This is a genomic window from Pontibacter sp. H249 (assembly GCF_037892465.1).
In the GTDB taxonomy this organism is placed as follows: domain Bacteria; phylum Bacteroidota; class Bacteroidia; order Cytophagales; family Hymenobacteraceae; genus Pontibacter.
Genome location: NZ_JBBKTR010000010.1, coordinates 154491 through 172436, shown reverse-complemented (window position 1 = coordinate 172436; position 17946 = coordinate 154491). Strand labels below are relative to the sequence as shown.

The 17946-nt window shown below is 44.8% G+C and carries 16 protein-coding genes and 1 pseudogene; 12 read left to right on the top strand and 5 right to left on the bottom strand.

Annotated elements, in window-relative coordinates:
* On the bottom strand, nt 1-586 hold a 586-nt coding region (locus WG943_RS13660), incomplete at its 3' end, for a hypothetical protein (protein ID WP_340409801.1).
* 146 nt (nt 587-732) lie between these two features.
* On the opposite strand from WG943_RS13660, the gene WG943_RS13655 reads away from it, so the two are divergent.
* From WG943_RS13655 to rny, 5 genes are all read left to right on the top strand, one after another.
* A complete protein-coding gene (locus WG943_RS13655; protein WP_340409799.1) occupies nt 733-1353 on the top strand; it encodes a DUF1684 domain-containing protein in 621 nt (206 codons plus the stop codon).
* 991 nt (nt 1354-2344) lie between these two features.
* Nucleotides 2345-4762 carry a phenylalanine--tRNA ligase subunit beta gene (pheT, locus tag WG943_RS13650; protein ID WP_340409798.1) on the top strand — a complete coding sequence of 806 codons (2418 nt, stop codon included), beginning with the start codon at nt 2345-2347 and terminating at the stop codon, nt 4760-4762.
* A 4-nt stretch (nt 4763-4766) separates the two neighbouring features.
* Nucleotides 4767-5063, top strand: coding sequence for a hypothetical protein (locus WG943_RS13645; RefSeq protein WP_340409796.1), 297 nt, complete (start codon nt 4767-4769; stop codon nt 5061-5063).
* Nucleotides 5064-5141: 78 nt separating this feature from the next.
* Entirely contained in the window at nt 5142-5429 is a 288-nt protein-coding gene (locus tag WG943_RS13640) for a cell division protein ZapA (protein WP_340409794.1), read from the top strand.
* Between the two features lie 120 nt (nt 5430-5549).
* On the top strand, nt 5550-7115 hold the full coding sequence (rny, locus tag WG943_RS13635) for a ribonuclease Y (RefSeq protein ID WP_340409793.1): 1566 nt from the start codon (nt 5550-5552) through the stop codon (nt 7113-7115).
* Between the two features lie 141 nt (nt 7116-7256).
* Here rny and WG943_RS13630 read toward each other — a convergent pair whose 3' ends face one another.
* Entirely contained in the window at nt 7257-8198 is a 942-nt protein-coding gene (locus WG943_RS13630) for a hydrogen peroxide-inducible genes activator (protein WP_340409791.1), read from the bottom strand.
* A 160-nt stretch (nt 8199-8358) separates the two neighbouring features.
* On the opposite strand from WG943_RS13630, the gene WG943_RS13625 reads away from it, so the two are divergent.
* Entirely contained in the window at nt 8359-8832 is a 474-nt protein-coding gene (locus tag WG943_RS13625; RefSeq protein ID WP_340409790.1) for a Dps family protein, read from the top strand.
* Nucleotides 8833-8937: 105 nt separating this feature from the next.
* Here the strand turns inward: WG943_RS13625 and sucD are convergent, their stop codons facing one another.
* Nucleotides 8938-9828, bottom strand: a complete 891-nt coding sequence (gene sucD / locus WG943_RS13620; RefSeq protein ID WP_340409788.1) for a succinate--CoA ligase subunit alpha — start codon at nt 9826-9828, stop codon at nt 8938-8940.
* Between the two features lie 329 nt (nt 9829-10157).
* On the opposite strand from sucD, the pseudogene WG943_RS13615 reads away from it, so the two are divergent.
* Nucleotides 10158-11141: pseudogene (locus WG943_RS13615) on the top strand (PLP-dependent cysteine synthase family protein); the annotation flags it as partial.
* Nucleotides 11142-11342: 201 nt separating this feature from the next.
* A complete protein-coding gene (locus WG943_RS13610; protein ID WP_340409786.1) occupies nt 11343-11765 on the top strand; it encodes a response regulator in 423 nt (140 codons plus the stop codon).
* A gap of 99 nt (nt 11766-11864) precedes the next feature.
* Here the strand turns inward: WG943_RS13610 and WG943_RS13605 are convergent, their stop codons facing one another.
* Both WG943_RS13605 and ade read right to left on the bottom strand, forming a co-directional pair.
* On the bottom strand, nt 11865-12713 hold the full coding sequence (locus WG943_RS13605; RefSeq protein ID WP_340409784.1) for a sulfite exporter TauE/SafE family protein: 849 nt from the start codon (nt 12711-12713) through the stop codon (nt 11865-11867).
* A 47-nt stretch (nt 12714-12760) separates the two neighbouring features.
* Nucleotides 12761-14395, bottom strand: coding sequence for an adenine deaminase (ade, locus tag WG943_RS13600; protein WP_340409783.1), 1635 nt, complete (start codon nt 14393-14395; stop codon nt 12761-12763).
* Nucleotides 14396-14658: 263 nt separating this feature from the next.
* Here ade and cmk point away from each other — a divergent pair, with 263 nt between their 5' ends.
* The 4 genes from cmk to WG943_RS13580 all read left to right on the top strand — a co-directional run bounded on the left by cmk (nt 14659) and on the right by WG943_RS13580 (nt 17864).
* On the top strand, nt 14659-15381 hold the full coding sequence (cmk, locus tag WG943_RS13595; protein ID WP_340409782.1) for a (d)CMP kinase: 723 nt from the start codon (nt 14659-14661) through the stop codon (nt 15379-15381).
* The gene (locus tag WG943_RS13590) at nt 15378-16268 is read left to right on the top strand and encodes a 4-hydroxy-3-methylbut-2-enyl diphosphate reductase (protein ID WP_340409781.1); all 891 of its coding nucleotides are present in this window, start codon (nt 15378-15380) and stop codon (nt 16266-16268) included. Before cmk ends, WG943_RS13590 begins: the two co-directional genes overlap by 4 nt.
* Nucleotides 16269-16348: 80 nt before the next feature.
* Nucleotides 16349-16891 carry a DUF502 domain-containing protein gene (locus tag WG943_RS13585; protein WP_340409779.1) on the top strand — a complete coding sequence of 181 codons (543 nt, stop codon included), beginning with the start codon at nt 16349-16351 and terminating at the stop codon, nt 16889-16891.
* A gap of 157 nt (nt 16892-17048) precedes the next feature.
* Nucleotides 17049-17864: an alpha/beta fold hydrolase gene (locus WG943_RS13580; RefSeq protein ID WP_340409778.1), complete on the top strand. Its 816-nt coding sequence runs from the start codon at nt 17049-17051 to the stop codon at nt 17862-17864.
* Nucleotides 17865-17946: the final 82 nt, after the last annotated feature.

The window sequence follows — 17946 nt, the reverse complement described above, 5'->3', positions numbered from 1 at the left end:
TCAGAATGGTAATAATTGCTGAACCTACATACACAAAAAGACTAAAGATGTGAGTACTTTGCCCCTGTAGCTCCCTTAAAGTGGTTAATTCGCGCTCTTGATCCTCTAATTGTCTATAAACATCTAGTTTAGGCGCACCCGTATTGTGCTCTTTCAAAGTTGTTGTATTCTTATTAAGTTCTCTGAGTTCTTCTAACTCATTTTCTGAGACATTAGATAGTAAAGATGTCCTTAAGCAATAAGAAGATCTAAGAAAACTATCGTCAGGATTTTCATCTGCATAAATGAGATACTTCTGTCCGTTTTCGAAGTCAAAATCGCAAGAACCTGACCCGTAACTTATAAACGTTCTCATTGCAGTACCTTCCTGATGTTTACTTTTGAAGGATTCTAATATTCGAATGGTCGATGCTGTAACCGGTGTTCCGTAAGATGTATAAAACTGACTTACACTTTCCACCTGGCCCAAAAATACCTGATTAGACCATTCCCAGTTTTTCTTTACTGTGGGCGGTGATGTACACGTGCAAGCTATGGCTTGCTGTATAGCGACCAAGAAAAGTATAAGTGTATAGATTAATCTCATAAATGAAGAGTAACAATAGTATAAGCCAGATCCCACATACTAGTTACCACTTTTAAATCTAAAGTAAAAGCAGAACCTCCTGCACAATTTATACTTACATCCTCATCAAAAATTTCCGACCTTTGCAAGTATAAACATTGCCAATCATGAAACGAGCTCATAAGCTGATCATACTTGCCGGCGTGGTGCTGGTGCTTTTCTATTTTATGAAGGATGCCTTTTTTAACGAGGAGAACTACACGAAGCCTTTGTTAAAAGAGCGTGAAGACAAAGATCTTTCATTCAGAGGCCAGGCTAATTCTCCTTTGAGTGATGATGAGCGGCGTAATTTTAAGAATCTGATATACTACGAGCCAAACCTGGATTACCGCATTAGGGCAGAGGTAGAGCAGCTGGTGAAGCAGGATACCTTGCTAATGCCACTTACCAATGGCAGCTACGAACCGTACCTGCGATACGCTTTAGCCAAATTTGAAGTACAAGGGGGGCCGCAACAGCTCACGCTCTACAAAAAACTAAGCGAAAAAAAAGATCAGCTGTTCGTGCCGTTTACCGATAAAACCAATGGTTTCGAGACTTATGGTGGTGGCCGCTACATGGATGTACCTTTTGAGGAGGGAGCCAAAACCGTTGTGCTGGACTTTAACCGCGCCTACAGCCCTTTCTGCGCTTATAATCCGGAATATGTTTGCCCGGTGCCGCCAAAGGATAACTTCTTAAGTATAGCCATTCCGGCAGGGGAGAAGACGTACGAGAAGCCTGAGTAACCCCTCCCCAGCCCTCCTAAAAATAGGGGAGGGAGTTTTTTTTGCTCCTGATACTGGCGCGGGTATCTAGCCCGTGACTTTGGGTGGGTGCGAGTCTTCAGACTCGCCTATCTATAATACAGAATTAGATTATCTCTGCTGTTCGGGGCTTCACAGTTTCGGACCAATCTGCAGGGACATCCTTGTCCCCGTGATTGCAGCGCCGATACCAATCACTCCTAGTTCCTCTCCCGAATCGATTCTGATCTTTCTTTGAGCTTGCAGAAGTATCATTTCCTCTTTTGTTGTCATCCTGTAAGGATCTTGGTAGAAGGGAGGTTAAGTAATGGCTATGAAAAGAAACCTCTCCTGAATGAAACGTGTCTACTTTTTGCAGGCTTTTCGCCTGGCCGGCTGGGCCCTACTTTTTGTCTTGACACAAAAAGTAGGCAAAAAAGTCAAGACGCTCCAAACTCGCTGAACGCTCAGACAGTGGACCGTCGTTTGTGCACCTGGCTAAGGCCGTCATTTTATAGTATCAACGGTTATTTATACTTTGTCTCCAATCGCAACAGCCGCTAGCTAAGAAGTGTCCTTCCCAGTCCTTGGGTTGAGCGCCTTCTATTGTTGCGGTGCCGAACGGAGTGAGGCAGCCCGCAGCGCAGCTAAAAGAGGGCCCCTACCCCCGGAGCAGCTTCAATAGACAGCGCGATGCCCGAGGACGAGGCTTTGCGGCCTTGAGCACACCAAAGCCAGAGATGAAACAAGACGCAACTAAGACTGAGGATGAAAGTTAGCTCAATAGAATAGCAGAAAGTATAGTCATGTAACACTAAGGAGTAAAACCATCTCGATAGAATAGCAGAGTTACTATTGCTTAATTTACTTCACCAACTATAAACCATCATCATAATTTCCCCTCCCTTGCGACACTAAACAGAATAATGTTTAATTTTGGAGAACATTGGCTTTTGCTACAGAAGCTATACTTTAACAGACACAGAACAATAACATGCTGATATCATTCGACTGGCTTAAACAACTTATACATACAGATAAACCCGCAGAAGAAGTAGGTGCTTTATTAACAGGCGCAGGCCTGGAGGTAGAGGCTATTCATACTTTTGACCAGGTGCAGGGCGGTTTAGAAGGCATTGTGCTGGGAGAGGTGCTTACTTGTGAGCGTCATCCGGATGCAGATAAGCTAAGTCTGACCACTGTAGATATTGGCAATGGTGCACCAAGCCAGATCGTGTGTGGTGCTCCCAATGTGGCGGCTGGTCAGCGCGTGGTAGTGGCAACCGTAAACAGCACACTTTACCCAGCAGGCGGAGAATCCTTTAAGATCAAGAAGTCTAAGATTCGTGGCCAGGTGTCGGAAGGTATGATCTGTGCCGAGGATGAAATTGGCATTGGTACGTCGCATGCCGGCATTATGGTGCTCGATACCGACCTGCCAAACGGAACACCGGCTGCTGAGTTCTTTGGGTTAGGCTCTGATAAAGTGTTTGAGATTGGTTTAACACCAAACCGTGCTGATGCCGCTTCGCATTATGGAGTCGCCCGCGACCTGCAAGCTTTGCTAGATATGCCGGCTGTACTTCCGGCTACAGATGCTTTTAAAGTAAATAATACCTCCAAGCCTATTGCAGTAGAGGTGGAGAACACAGAAGCCTGTCCGCGCTATGCTGGTGTAACTATAACAGGTTTAAAAGTTGGACCGTCGCCGGAGTGGCTGCAGAAGCGCCTGCGTGCTATCGATCTTTCTCCAATTAACAACATAGTAGATATTACAAATTATGTGCTGCACGAACTGGGGCAGCCGCTACACGCTTTTGATGCAGATAAGATCAGAGGCGGTAAAATCATAGTTAAAACGCTGCCAGAAGGTTCTGTACTTAAAACCTTAGATGGTATAGAGCGCAAACTAAAAGCAACTGACCTGATGATCTGCGACGCGGGAGGCCCAATGGCGATAGGCGGCGTGTTTGGTGGAGAGGACTCCGGCGTGTCTGAAGAAACAACCAGTATTTTCATCGAAAGCGCATACTTCTCTCCGGATTGGATTCGCCGTACAGGTATGGCGCATGGTTTAAAAACCGATGCCTCTTTCCGTTTTGAGCGTGGTACCGACCCTAACATGGTAATTACTGCCTTAAAGCGTGCTGCTTTGCTGGTGCAGGAAATTGCAGGTGGCGAAGTGTCTTCTGAGGTAGTGGATGTGTATCCGACACCGATCCAGAACCGCGAAATTGAGCTGAACATTGAGCGTACCCATACTTTGATTGGCCAGCACATTGGTGTGGAGCGTATCAAAAGTATACTTACATCGCTGGGCATCGAGATTATAAGAGAAACTGAAACAGATTTAACCCTGTCGGTGCCGCCGTTTAAAGTGGATGTTACCCGCGAGGCAGACATAGTGGAAGAGATTCTGCGCATCTACGGCTTCAACAACATCGAGATGGACGAGAACCTGGGTACTACTTTTCTGGCCAAGTTCGCTACGCCGTACGCTGAAGATGTGACAGACACCATCATGAACTACATCACTGCCAACGGTTTCAGCGAGATCATCACTAATTCTATTACCAACTCCAATTATTACAAGCCAGCTGGCGATGCAGAGGTAGAGAGTTTGGTAAAAGTGCTGAACTATAACTCTGAAGACTTGGACGTTCTGCGTAAAAGTATGGTTTTCTCTGGCCTGGAGGTGCTGCGCCGCAACATTAACCGCCGTCAGCGCGACCTTAAGCTGGTAGAATTGGGTAAAGTATACGAGCAGATAGACGGTGAGTATAAAGAAAGCCGCAAGCTTGCCCTTTATATGGCAGGCAATGTAACTGCCGAAAGCTGGAAACAGCCAAGTATGAAAACCGCTTTCCACGACCTGGCAAGTGTGGTGCAGAATGTGCTGCGCAAGTTAAATGCCGCTGAGTTTGAAGTACAGAACCTGGAGCAGAACAACTACATGCGCCAGGGTATCTCTTACCAGAAAAACGGCACCGAAATAGCCCGACTGGGTTTGCTGGATGCTGGGCTTTGCAAGTTTATGGAGGTAAAAGAGCAGGTATGGTATGCCGAGCTAAACTGGGATTACCTGCTGAAGAAGTATAAAAACAAGCTGGTAGCCGAAGAGCTGCCGAAGTTCCCGGAAGTACAACGCGACCTTTCTTTGGTACTGGACAAAAATATAACCTTTGATCAGGTAAAACAGATTGCCCTGCGCACCGAGCGTAAACTGCTGCAGGATGTGAACGTGTTTGACGTGTATGAAGGCGACAAAATAGAGGCAGGCAAGAAAGCCTACGCCGTTAGCTTCACGTTGCTGGATAAACAGCAAACCCTGACCGATAAGGTGATTGATAGTGTGATGAATCGCCTGATGCAGCAATTTGAGAAACAACTGGGAGCTTTTATCCGCAAATAGTGTTATGGCAAAGGAAGCGCAATTACAACAACTCCAGCATATTGAAGATAAACTTCGCAAGCTGATCTCACGCTACGCCGATGTGCAGCAGAAGCTGGCGCAGGCCCAGGATGAAATTAAATTTCTGGAAGGTGTGGTAGAAGAGAAAGAGCTGCAAATAAAAAATTTTCAAAATCAGGATAATATTGTTAAAATTGTAGATGCGATAGCAGGAAATCCTGCAAATTCGACAGAGTTAAAGCTCAAACTAAACGAATACATTAGAGAAATCGATAAGTGTATCGCTTACTTACAAGATTAAGCATCAGCTAATAAAGCTCCTTTAGAGCTGGATTAGAAAGCTTAAGCAGAGTAAGCATCACCATAAAAGACGCAACGGATGGGTGAATTATCTATAAAGATTCGCATCGCGGAACGCGAGTATCCGATGCGGGTAAAAGAGGAGGAAGAGGAAAGATTAAGAGTTGTCGGGAAATTACTGAACGAGCGCCTACGTTTTTTTAAGGACCAGTTCGGTATCCAGGACAAGCAAGATCTGCTGGCTATGGTAGCTTTTGAAACCATGGTGGAGAAGCTAAAGATGGAGGAAGAGAAATCTGCTCACCTCGCTAAAGTGGGCCAGCAACTTAACGTACTCGACGATCTCCTGTCATCGACAAATAAATAGGCTATAGAGTAAATTTATACTTCAGATATAGCTTATACTTTCGTTTAGGGCCCTGAGCCTTATCCCTATCTTTTTGCAGGCACCGGCTGTACGTTTTTATCAACCATAAAACTTATAGTTATGCCCAATATCCTTTATATTATAGTAACGGCCGTCGTAGCGCTCGGAGTGGGCGTATACATTGGCCGTTCGCTGCTGCAAAAGGTGTACAAGCAGCAGGAGGATGCCGCGCGCCAGCGTGCTAAAAACATCATTCGCGAAGCCGAGATCAACGGCGAGAGCATCATGAAAGACCGTATTCTGGAGGCGAAAGAAAAGTCTCTGAAGCTGAAGTCGGAGTTCGAGGATGAGATGAACAAGAAGAAAAACATCATCATCCAGAACGAGAACAAAGTGAAGCAGCGCGAGCAGCACGTTTCCAAGCAGATGGAGGAGGTGAAGCGCAAAGAAAACGAACTGCACAAAGAAAAAGAGCACCTGAACACGCAGCTGGAGCACCTGAAGAAGCGCAAAGACGAAGTTGAGCAGCAGCACGAGGAGGTTGTTGGACAACTGGAGAAAATTGCCGGACTTACTGCAGCCGAGGCGCGTGAGCAGCTGGTAGAGGCGCTTAAGAACGAGGCCCAGACACAGGCATCATCGCACATCAAAGACATTGTAGCACAGGCTAAGCTTACCGCTACCAAAGAAGCTAAGAAGATCGTTATCGAAACCATTCAGCGCACAGCAGCTGAGCACGCTATTGAGAACTGCGTGTCGGTATTCAACATCGAAAGCGACGATATTAAAGGTAAAATTATTGGTCGTGAGGGCCGTAACATTCGTGCACTAGAGGCTGCAACTGGTGTCGAGATCATTGTAGATGATACTCCTGAGGCGATTATCATCTCTGGCTTTGATCCGGTTCGCCGTGAGATTGCGCGTCTGTCGTTGCACCGCCTGGTAGCTGATGGTCGTATACACCCGGCTCGTATTGAGGAGGTTGTATCTAAAACCCGTAAAAATATTGAGGAAGAGATTGTAGAGATCGGTGAGCGTACTGCCATTGATCTTGGCATCCACGGTCTGCACCCGGAGCTGATCAAGATGGTAGGACGTATGCGTTTCCGTTCGTCTTATGGCCAGAACCTGCTGCAGCACTCACGTGAAGTGGCTAACCTTTGCGCTACGATGGCTGCAGAGCTTGGCCTGAATGTGAAGCATGCAAAACGCGCCGGCTTACTACACGATATTGGTAAAGTAACCCCAGACGAACCAGAATTGCCGCACGCGATCATCGGTATGGAGCTTGCCAAAAAGTATAAAGAGCATCCGGATGTTTGCAATGCCATTGGTGCCCACCACGATGAGGTGGAAATGACTGCAATGATTTCTCCATTAGTACAGGCTTGCGATGCTATTTCCGGTTCAAGACCAGGTGCACGCCGCGAGATTATGGAGTCTTACATCAAGCGTCTGAAGGAACTGGAAGAAACTGCTATCTCATTTGAAGGTGTAAACCAGTGCTATGCCATCCAAGCTGGCCGTGAGCTACGTGTAATGGTAGATGCAGACAACGTTTCTGATGACAAGGCAGCACAAATTTCTTTCGACATCTCGCAAAAGATCGAGAAAGAAATGCAGTATCCTGGGCAGATCAAAATTACGGTTATCCGTGAGATGCGCGCCATCAGCTACGCCAAGTAATTTTTTAGCTTAAGTATAAATTAAGGATCAACCGCCTGCTACTTCTGTGGCAGGCGGTTTCTTTTTGACCATAGAGTAAGTGAATCGAATCGATAGAATTTTTTTCCGCAATTGATTAAATACATTAATCACTAATAGAGATTAGCCAACCGGCACTACCTGCTCCTTTTTCCTGTTTCGGATGTCTTCTGGCAGTGCGGCTAGTATTTCCTGCTGAAGCGCCTCTATCAATTTCTTTTTTAAGAAGCTGCGATGCACCACAAGACTTACCTCACGCAGTGGCTGTGGCTCCTGAAATAAACGTACCAGCTGGCGCTTAGAATCTGGCATCTCCAGCACCGATAGCTCCGGCAGTAGCGTAAGGCCATGCTGTGTTTCTACAATGCGCTTTAGTGTTTCCAAAGACCCACTTTTATAGTCTAAGTTGCTGCTTGGCGAGGCTGAGCCACCTCCCCGGTTGCAAATATTTAATACCTGGCTTCGGAAGCAATGACCTTCATTTAGCACCCAAAGCTCATCCATATCCAACTGATCTGGTTTTATACTTTTTTGATTAGCCAGCGGGTGGTTAGGGTTTATATAGGTCACAAATGCTTCGTAAAAAAGAGGTAATTCTTTTATACTTTTATCTTCAAGTGGTGTAACCAGCAGGCCTACATCCAGCAGTTCGTGTTTTAGTTTTTCTACTATCTCATGCGTTAGCATTTCTTGTACCACCACATGCACGTTGGGGTGTTTCTGCAGGAAGCTGGTAATGAACAGCGGAATCAGGTACGGTGCCAGTGTCGGTATTACTCCAATCTTCAACTCACCGGATAGGTCCTGCTTTTGGTCCTGCACTATTTCTTGAATCTTTTTAGACTCTGCCAGAACAATGCGCGCCTGTGCTATAATCTCTTTGCCTATCTCAGTTGGTCTAACAGGCACACGGCTACGGTCAAACAATTGCACTCCAAGTTCTTCTTCCAGCTTCTGTAGCTGCATACTTAGCGTAGGCTGCGTAACAAAGCAGTGCTCGGCGGCGGTGGCAAAATGCCGGTGTGTATCTACGGCTACCAAATATTCTAACTGTACTAATGTCATTTTTTTATAGAGAAGAGTATACTAAACTTGTGGCTAAGGCAAGTATAAATTTGATTTATAGTGTTTATGAATGATAGTATAAATTATATCAATTTGATTTATAAAGCAAGTTTAAACATTTTTGAAACACACTAAGAACATTCACAAGTAAAAAATAACTATGGATAAGTTAACTCAAATCGGATTACAGAAAACCGACAGTAAAGAAATAGGAGAGAGGCTAAACGAACTACTGGCTAATTATCATTTATATTATCAGAACCTGCGCGGTTTCCATTGGAACATAAAGGGTGTGCACTTCTTCCAGCTGCATGCTAAGTTTGAGGAGTTGTACAATACAGCTCTTACACGGATAGATGAAATTGCAGAGCGTATCCTGACGATAGGACAAACGCCACTACATACTTTTTCAGACTATGTACGCGTGGCAAGTATAAAAGAGAAAGGCAACTTAAGCGGCGATGTAGAAACTGTTAGAGCTACGCACGAAAACCTGACACTGCTGCTTAGCCTGGAGCGGGAGATATTAAGTATGGCCGCAGAAACTGGCGATGAAGGTACCGTGGCTTTAATAAGCGAAGATATAAACGAGAATGAGAAGACGCTTTGGATGCTAAATGCTTTCCTGAGCTAAGGCGTACGTAATGCTTACTCTAAACAGAAGTATAAAACATTAAAAAGGCTGCCTTTACAGGGCAGCCTTTTTAATGTTTTATACTTTGTAAGTATATTTTTCAGGTTAAGCAGAGATGCCAGCTTCCTGTAGCGCTTTTACCATCGCCTCACCGATTTCGGCAGGAGACTCTACTACGTGGATTCCGTTCTCACGCATGATCTTCATTTTAGCAGCAGCCGTATCGTCAGCACCGCCAACAATAGCACCTGCGTGGCCCATACGACGACCAGCTGGAGCAGTTTGGCCAGCAATGAAACCAACTACTGGTTTCTTGTTACCAGTTTCGCTGATGTATTGAGCAGCCATTGCCTCATAGTTACCACCAATCTCACCGATCATCACAATCGCGTCAGTCTCAGGGTCTTCCATCAGTAGCTGAACCGCATCTTTTGTAGGCGTACCAATAATTGGGTCGCCACCGATACCGATCGCAGTAGAAATACCAAGACCAGCTTTCACAATCTGATCTGCAGCCTCGTAAGTTAAAGTACCAGACTTAGACACGATGCCGATACGACCTGATTTGAACACGAAACCTGGCATAATACCAACCTTCGCCTCTCCTGGCGTAATAACACCCGGGCAGTTTGGTCCGATAAGCGTTACATTTTTAGACTTGATGTAGTTTTTAGCAGCCACCATGTCTTTTACAGGAATACCTTCTGTAATACACACGATAACTTTAATGCCTGCGTCCGCAGCTTCCATAATAGCGTCAGCAGCAAAAGCCGGCGGTACAAAAATGATAGATACATCAGCACCGGTTCTTTTTACAGCTTCAGCTACTGTGTTAAATACCGGCAGGTCTAAGTGGTTGTTGCCACCTTTACCCGGAGTAACGCCACCTACAACGTTTGTGCCGTACTCAATCATCTGAGATGCGTGGAAAGAACCTTCTGAGCCTGTAAAGCCCTGCACGATCACTTTCGAATCTTTATTTACTAAAACACTCATGTGTATCTTTTTTAGTTTGTATAAACAAGTCGTACTATAAGGATGTGCAAAAATAGGCTTTTTTGTGGGGCATACAAAAAATAGTTAATGCTAATATACAAAGCTACCATGGTTATGGCCGGAACAAGATGTAGCTATTGGTCTGTTAATTAGGTATGGCTGCAAAATACGCTGCAACCAATTGCAGCAGAATATGGTTTTAATGCGGGCTTCTGTAACAGCATAAGCTTGTAAAGTATAAGTTTCTAAAAAGTATAGGTTAAATACTATGCTTTACTGCATTTATTTTTAAATTCTTACCTTTGCACCAAATTCAAAAACTGAGCTTAATGAAATATTTGAATCATATTACCGAGGCAATCGGTAACACACCCTTAGTAAAGCTTAATAACGTTTCTAAAGATGTTAAGGCTACCATTTTGGCCAAAGTAGAGTACCTGAACCCAGGCAACTCTGTTAAGGATCGTATGGCAATTAAAATGATAGAGGATGCCGAGAAAGCCGGTATACTTAAGCCAGGCGGTACTATTATAGAAGGAACATCGGGCAACACAGGTATGGGCCTTGCGCTGGCTGCCATCGCCAAAGGTTATAAGTGTATTTTTACCCTGGCAGATAAGCAAAGCAAAGAGAAAATGGATATCCTGCGTGCAGTAGGAGCTGAGGTAATAGTGTGCCCAACAAATGTGTCACCGGACCATCCAGATTCATATTACTCTGTTGCCAAGCGCCTGAACGAGGAAATCCCGAACTCTTTTTACCCGAACCAATATGACAACATGTCTAACTGGAGAGCTCACTATGAGACTACTGGTCCGGAAATTTGGGAGCAGACGGAAGGAAAAATTACGCACTTTATTACTGGTGTAGGAACAGGCGGCACAGTTACCGGTATTTCAAGGTACCTGAAGGAGAAGAACCCGGAAATAAAGACAATCGGCATCGATACCTACGGCTCTGTTTTCAAGAAGTATAAAGAAACAGGGATTTTTGACGAGAACGAGATTTACTCGTATGCCACAGAGGGTATCGGTGAAGATATTCTGCCAAAGAACGTAGATTTTGACGTTATCGATCAGTTTGTGAAAGTAACGGACAAGGATGGCGCCGTGATGACTAGAAGACTGGCAAAAGAGGAAGGCTTATTTGTAGGCTGGTCGTGCGGTACGGCTGTATACGGTGCATTGGAGTATGTTCGTGAAAATAACCTGACAGAAAAAGATGTGGTGGTAATCCTGTTGCCAGACCACGGTACCCGTTACCTTGGCAAAATCTACAACGACGATTGGATGCGTGCCCAAGGTTATATCGACTAAATTAACATAAAATATAATCTGGAAAGGCCTGGATGTGTAGTTCAGGCCTTTTTAGTTAAGCGTAAAAAGCAATAGGACTTTTATACTGTAGATACTTCTTACATTTTAAGTATTTATGTATAGATTTGTTATACTTGCTTTTTCGATGCAACCTGAATTCAGGTGTTGCAAGCAATAGTTATAGTGTAAATTTCTGCCATGAAAAAGTTATCAGGAGTACTACTCATAGATGATGATGAAACGACAAATTTCCTGAACCGCCGTTTGTTAGAAAAACTGGAGGTAACAGATAATATACGTTCCTTCGTTAATGGCAAACAGGCATTCGATTATTTGTATAACATCAGCAACCAGAACTATGACTTAACCAATCGGGACTACTTCCAGCCCGAGCTGATTTTTCTGGATATCAATATGCCCGTGATGGATGGTTTTGAGATGTTGGACCTGTATGAACGTCTTGATCCGGAATTCAGGAAGAATATAGTAATGGCCGTGTTGACAAGCTCGACGCACCCACAGGATACAGAAACATCAAAGCGTTATGCTGCGGAGTATCTTACAAAACCGCTGAGTATAGAAAAAGTAAAGAACCTGCTGGATAAGCACTTTGAAAGCTAGGCCAGATAAAGTATAAAAATAAGAAAGCCAACCGCGACAGCAGTTGGCTTTCTTATTTTTATGATCTCAGCAGTTATGCCGTCAATATAAATTCCCAGCTTAAAATGAGAATCCAAAATTAGACTTAATCGCCATGTTGAGCAGTACGCCAAATCCTGCAAGAAAAAGACCTATACCAATTAACTTCTCCATCTTGAGGCCCTGAGGGCTTCTTCTTTTCTTGATGATGTTGCCACCAACAGCACCAAGGGCAAAAGCTGCTACTAAAGGCAGGCAGCGGCTCCAGATAACGTTGCCTAGCAAAAAGTGGCTTATAAGGCCGGTAAAGCTGGTAATAACAAGTATAAATAGCGAGGTAGAGGTGGCAATTTGAGGCGGTATCCGGAAGAGCTTGATCATAGCCGGAGTTTGCACGAAGCCGCCGCCAATGCCAAATAAGCCTGCCATAATGCCTGATATAAAACCGAAAGCCGATACTAAGCCTCCGTTAATTCTGTATGCCAAATGCTTAGCCCTGTTTTTGCGGATAAAGGAAGTGGGTACTCTGCGCATGCGATACATGACACCAGAGCGCTTAGATCTTGCTTTTTTCTTTTTGGGAGCAAACATAGTGGCCCCTATGGCAACTACAAAAAGCGCAAAAATAAACTGCAACTTAAACACGGGCATAAAGGCTACCATAAATGCTCCTATCACCGTACCGGCTACAGCCGGCAACTGTATCAGTGTGCCTACCACATAATCTATACTTCTATCGCGGAGGTTAAATGCAGAGGCAATGACAGAGGCCGGCACTAAGGCTGCCATGGTAGAGCCGATAGCAATCTCAATATTAAAGCCGAAGAAGATGATGAGGATAGGCACCATAAACACCCCGCCACCAAACCCAATGATCGTACCGAATGCGCTAACTAAAACGCCAACCAGAAAAAGGATAAGCTCCTCCATTTACCGCAGCCCTGCAAGGCCAACTAGATTTATACTTTGCTATAGTGCTACTCTGCTACTGGTACGAACTGAAAGGCATCTCCGTTAAATAAACCTTTGTCGCTTAGCTTAAGCGAAGGTATAACCAGCAACGCCATAAACGAAAGCGTCATGAACGGAGACTCCAGTTTGCTGCCCATTTCTTTGCTCATTTTATCTATAGCCGAATAAGCTTGTGCCACTTTGTAGCCATCCTGCGCCGACATGATGCCTGCCACCGGTAGCGGTAGCAACTCTTCTTTTCCCAAACCTACAGCTGCTACTCCGCCTTTTGCCTGTATGATCAGGTTAACGGCTCTGGCTATACTTTCATCATCTACGCCCACAGCAATAATATTATGCGAGTCGTGGCCCACAGAGGAGGCAATGGCGCCTTCTTTTAAGCCTACATTTTTAATAAAGGCCACAGCCGGAATAGTGTTTTCGTAGCGGTTTACCACAGCCATTTTAAGCACATCATGCTCCACATCCGATACTATAAAGCCATTGTGTACCTTTGGTGCAGCCCATACTTCTTTTGTAATCAGTTGCCCATCATAAGCTTCGATTACTCTAATTTTGTTTGCATCGCCCAAAGGAACCTCGAACTGCTGTGCTACTTTCGTATCGGTGTTAAAGTTGTTGATCTCGTTGCTTGGTGTAAATTCTATTTTAGACTTGCCCTGCTCCGCTACCAGCTGGCCGTTGATGTAGGTAGCTTGTATGTTAAAGTTGTCTGGGTTATCAATTAGTATAAAATCGGCTGGGTCACCTTCGCGCAGCAGGCCTACATCTAGTTTGTAGTGCAGCACCGGATTAACACATGCTGCCCGTAATACATGAAACAGGTCGTTGCCTTTTACCAGCGCGCGTTTTACCAGCAGGTTTATGTGCCCCTCCACCAGGTTGTCGGGGTGCTTGTCGTCGGAGCAGAACATGATGTTTTGGTAGTGTTCAGGCAACAACGGGATTAGTGCCTCAAAATTTTTGGCGGCGCTTCCCTCACGTATGAGTATCTTCATGCCAACGGCCAGTTTGTCTAAGGCTTCCTCAGCGGTAAAGCATTCGTGGTCGGTGGTGATACCGGTTGCTGCGTACTGTGCTGCCTGTTCGCCTCTCAAGCCCGGCGCGTGTCCGTCTACAGCTTTGTTATACTTTTGTGCCAGGGCGATCTTCTCCATCACATCCGGGTCGCGGTTCAGGACACCGGGCCAGTTCATCATCTCAGCCAAATACTTTACTTCATCGCGCTGAAACAATTTCTCGATATCGGCAGCCGTTATCTCTGCGCCGGCAGTCTCGAAAGGAGTGGCTGGAACACAAGATGGGGCACCAAAGTAAAACTTGAAAGGCACCTTGTTGCCGTTCTCAATCATGTACTCCACACCCTCCAGGCCAAGCACGTTGCCAATCTCGTGTGGGTCCGAAACAGTAGCCACCGTACCGTGCGGAACAGCCAGCCGGGCAAACTCACAGGGCACCAGCATAGAACTTTCTACGTGCACATGGGCATCAACAAAACCCGGTAAAATATAATTGCCGCTCTCTGTTGCCTCACGAACTATTTTAGAAATGTGGCCGTTTGAAACATGAACAGTGCCAGTGTAGATTTCTTGTTGCTGTATGTCTATAATATGTCCGGAAACGGAAAAGTCTGCATGCATGGTACTATGTTTTTGTTGTGATTTATTGCCTAGCTGTAAGGCTTGAAACGGTAAATTACTTTATATTTGCATTAAATTCTGTCGTTTTGAGAAAGTATATTTCATATCTGATTTTAGCGGGCATTCTGGCTACCGGTCCATTAGCTGGTTGCTCTACCAAAACACCTCAGCAGAAAAAAACGGCTAAGTACCAAAAAAAGAGCAAGCGCGGTAACCAACCCTGCCCTTGCGACTCAAATTAACCTCCTATTAGTTTTTCTCTTATGAAGAAGATCGTAATCGCACTCGATGGCTACTCCTCATGCGGTAAAAGTACTACGGCAAAAATGGTGGCAGCGGCCCTTGGCTATGCTTATATTGATACTGGCGCTATGTACCGTGCGGTTACATTATACTTCCTAGATCATCATGTGTCGCTTACCAACCCTAAAGAAATAAAGGAGGCGTTGGATAACATCGATGTGGATTTCCATTATAATCCGAAAACTAAACGAAACGAAGTTTTCCTGAATGGCCTGAATGTTGAAGATGAGATACGCAAGATGTACATCTCTAACCAGGTAAGTGAGGTGAGTGTAGTAGCAGAGGTGCGCCGTGCCATGGTAGCCCAGCAGCAGAAGATGGGTAAAAAACGCGGTGTGGTAATGGATGGTCGTGATATTGGTACAGCTGTGTTTCCGGACGCTGAGGTAAAAATATTTATGACTGCCGACGTAGATACGCGTGCAAAACGTAGACAGGTAGAGTTGCTGGAAAAGAAGCAGTTAGTTAACTTAGGCGAAATCAAACAGAACCTGCAAAAGCGCGACCACATAGACTCTACAAGAGCCGAAAGTCCGCTGCGCCGCGCTGAGGATGCCGCCTTGCTGGATACCTCGCACATGACGATTGATGAGCAGGTTGATTTTGTGTTGGAGCGTGTAACATCTGCTTTGATCAGCGAAGAAGAGAAAGCTGTAAAACAGGACTTGAGCGAAAGATTATGAAAGTAACCATAGATAAAAACTCGGGCTATTGCTTTGGCGTGGAATTCGCCATACAAATGGCCGAGGACGAAATGGAAAATTGCGAAGAGCTTTATTGCTTGGGCGATATTGTTCATAATAGTATGGAAGTGCAGCGCCTTTACCAGAAAGGCCTGCGCATAATAGACCGTGAGCAGCTAAAAGAATTACGCAACTGCAAAGTTTTAATAAGAGCACACGGCGAACCGCCTGAAACGTATAAGCTGGCGCTGGAAAACAACATTGAACTGATTGATGCATCTTGCCCGGTAGTACTGAAACTGCAAAACCGCGTAAAACATGCCTACGATAGCAACCGTGAAGAAAAAGGCCAGATTGTAATTTATGGTCAGGTGGGCCACGCTGAGGTAATCGGCTTAGCAGGACAAACAGGTGATGAGGCTATCATTGTTACCACAGAAGAAGATCTGGATAAAATTGACTTTACGCGCCCGGTGACCTTGTTTAGCCAGACAACCAAGAGCACGAAAGGCTTTTATCATATTAAAGAACTGATTGAAGAGCGCATAAAGCAGGCAAACGAAGACAGTACACAGCCAAACTTTAATGCCAACGACAGCATTTGCCGCCAGGTATCTAACCGTGAGCCGCAGTTAGCTAAGTTCTCTACAGAGCATGATGTGCTGGTATTTGTGAGCGGAAAGAAAAGCTCGAACGGAAAAGCCCTTTACAGCGTATGCAAGCAGCATAACCCCAACAGCTACTTTGTAGAGAATGAGCAGGAGCTGCAACCAGAGTGGTTTGCCGATGCTCAAACTGTAGGTATTTGCGGTGCAACCTCTACGCCTATGTGGCTGATGCAACAGGTGGCCACACACATTGAAAACCTAAGTATGGCCGAAGCATAAATATAGCATTTATACTATAAAGCATTTTTCGCTACATTTAGGCTTTGCTTCGGCAAAGCCTTTTTTGTGATCAATAAAACATGAGACGTTTATTTCGATATTTTCTTAACGGGCTATTAATAATTGCCCCATTTACCCTTACCGTCTGGATTGTAGTAGCCATAATAGATTGGCTTGATGGACTTTTTGACATAGGCATACCCGGCCTCGGTATTTTACTAATGGTGGTGTTGCTTACTGTAGTAGGATTTATTGGATCCTCTTTGCTTGTAAAACCTTTCTTTGTGCTTACAGAGAAGGTGTTTCATAAAGTGCCACTGGTAAGTATTATCTACTCAAGTATAAAAGACTTGTTTGATGCCTTTGTAGGCGACAACCAGAAATTTAACAAGCCGGTGATGGTGAAGATGTCGGAAGACTCTGATAACTGCAAGCTTGGCTTTGTGACCCAAGAAAACATTGTAAGAGTGGATTGCCAGGATAAAGTAGCCGTATACTTTCCGCACTCCTACAACTTTTCAGGAGAGCTTTTTCTGGTGCCCCTACGCAACGTTACCTTCCTTGATGCCCCAAGCAGCGAAGTGATGAAGTTTATCGTATCGGGGGGAGTGTCTAAACTCTGAGAGAGTTATATGAGTTAGAGAGTTTGTGAGGTAAGTGAAAAGAGCAGTAAGAGTTTTAAGTTTGCTTTAAATTTACCTTCCAGCCTTGAAAACCTTTTGGCCTCAAAACTCAGTACAACTCTCTAACTCACACAAACTCCCAAACTCTCTAACTCAAATGCCTTTCATCCTCAAAGACAGATCAAAGCTTAAGTACCGGGTTATCGGACATGGAGAGAAGGTGCTATTGGCCTTTCATGGGTATGGGCAGAGCAGTGCATATTACCAAAGTATGGAACAGGCAATCGGCAACGACTATACTTTGTATGCATTCGACCTGTTCTTTCATGGAGGCAGCACACTACATAAAAATGATCTGCCGCTCTCTAAAACATACTTGAAAGAATTTATAGAGCACTTCCTGGAAAAGTATGGCATAGAGCGTTTTTCCCTGATGGGATTTAGCATGGGAGGTAAGTTTGCGCTCACTTTAATAGAGACAATGCCCGAACGTATTGAGGAGTTGTTTCTGATTGCGCCGGATGGTATCAAAACCAGCTTTTGGTATAATATCGCCACTTACCCTGGCTGGTTGCAACAGCTATTTAAACGCACGGTGCTAAAGCCGGAGCTGTTTTTTGGCTTATTGCGGATGCTGGATAAGTATAATATGATACATAAAAGCCTTATTCGCTTTGCCCATTATCAGATGGATAGCACTCCAAAGCGCCTGCGTGTGTACCGCAGCTGGATAGGTTTTCGGGAGCTTAACTTCGATATCCGCCTGATTGTAAATCTGCTGAATAAGTATAAAGTTCCGGTTATCATGTTCCTGGGAGAATACGATCAGATTATCTCTCCGAAACGTGTAGGCGTATTTGTAAAGGCATTGGACCAGGGAGAACTGGTGATATTAAAGGCGGGGCATTCTAACTTGCTGAGCGATGTAGCAGAATTGCTGCATAAAAAACGTATGTCTAGTAAACTTAACTAAACTATACTTTTGTTGCGACAGCTGTATACTTGTAGTTAAGTTTAAAGCCGGATTAAGCTTTAATTGTGCCTTGTACCTAAAT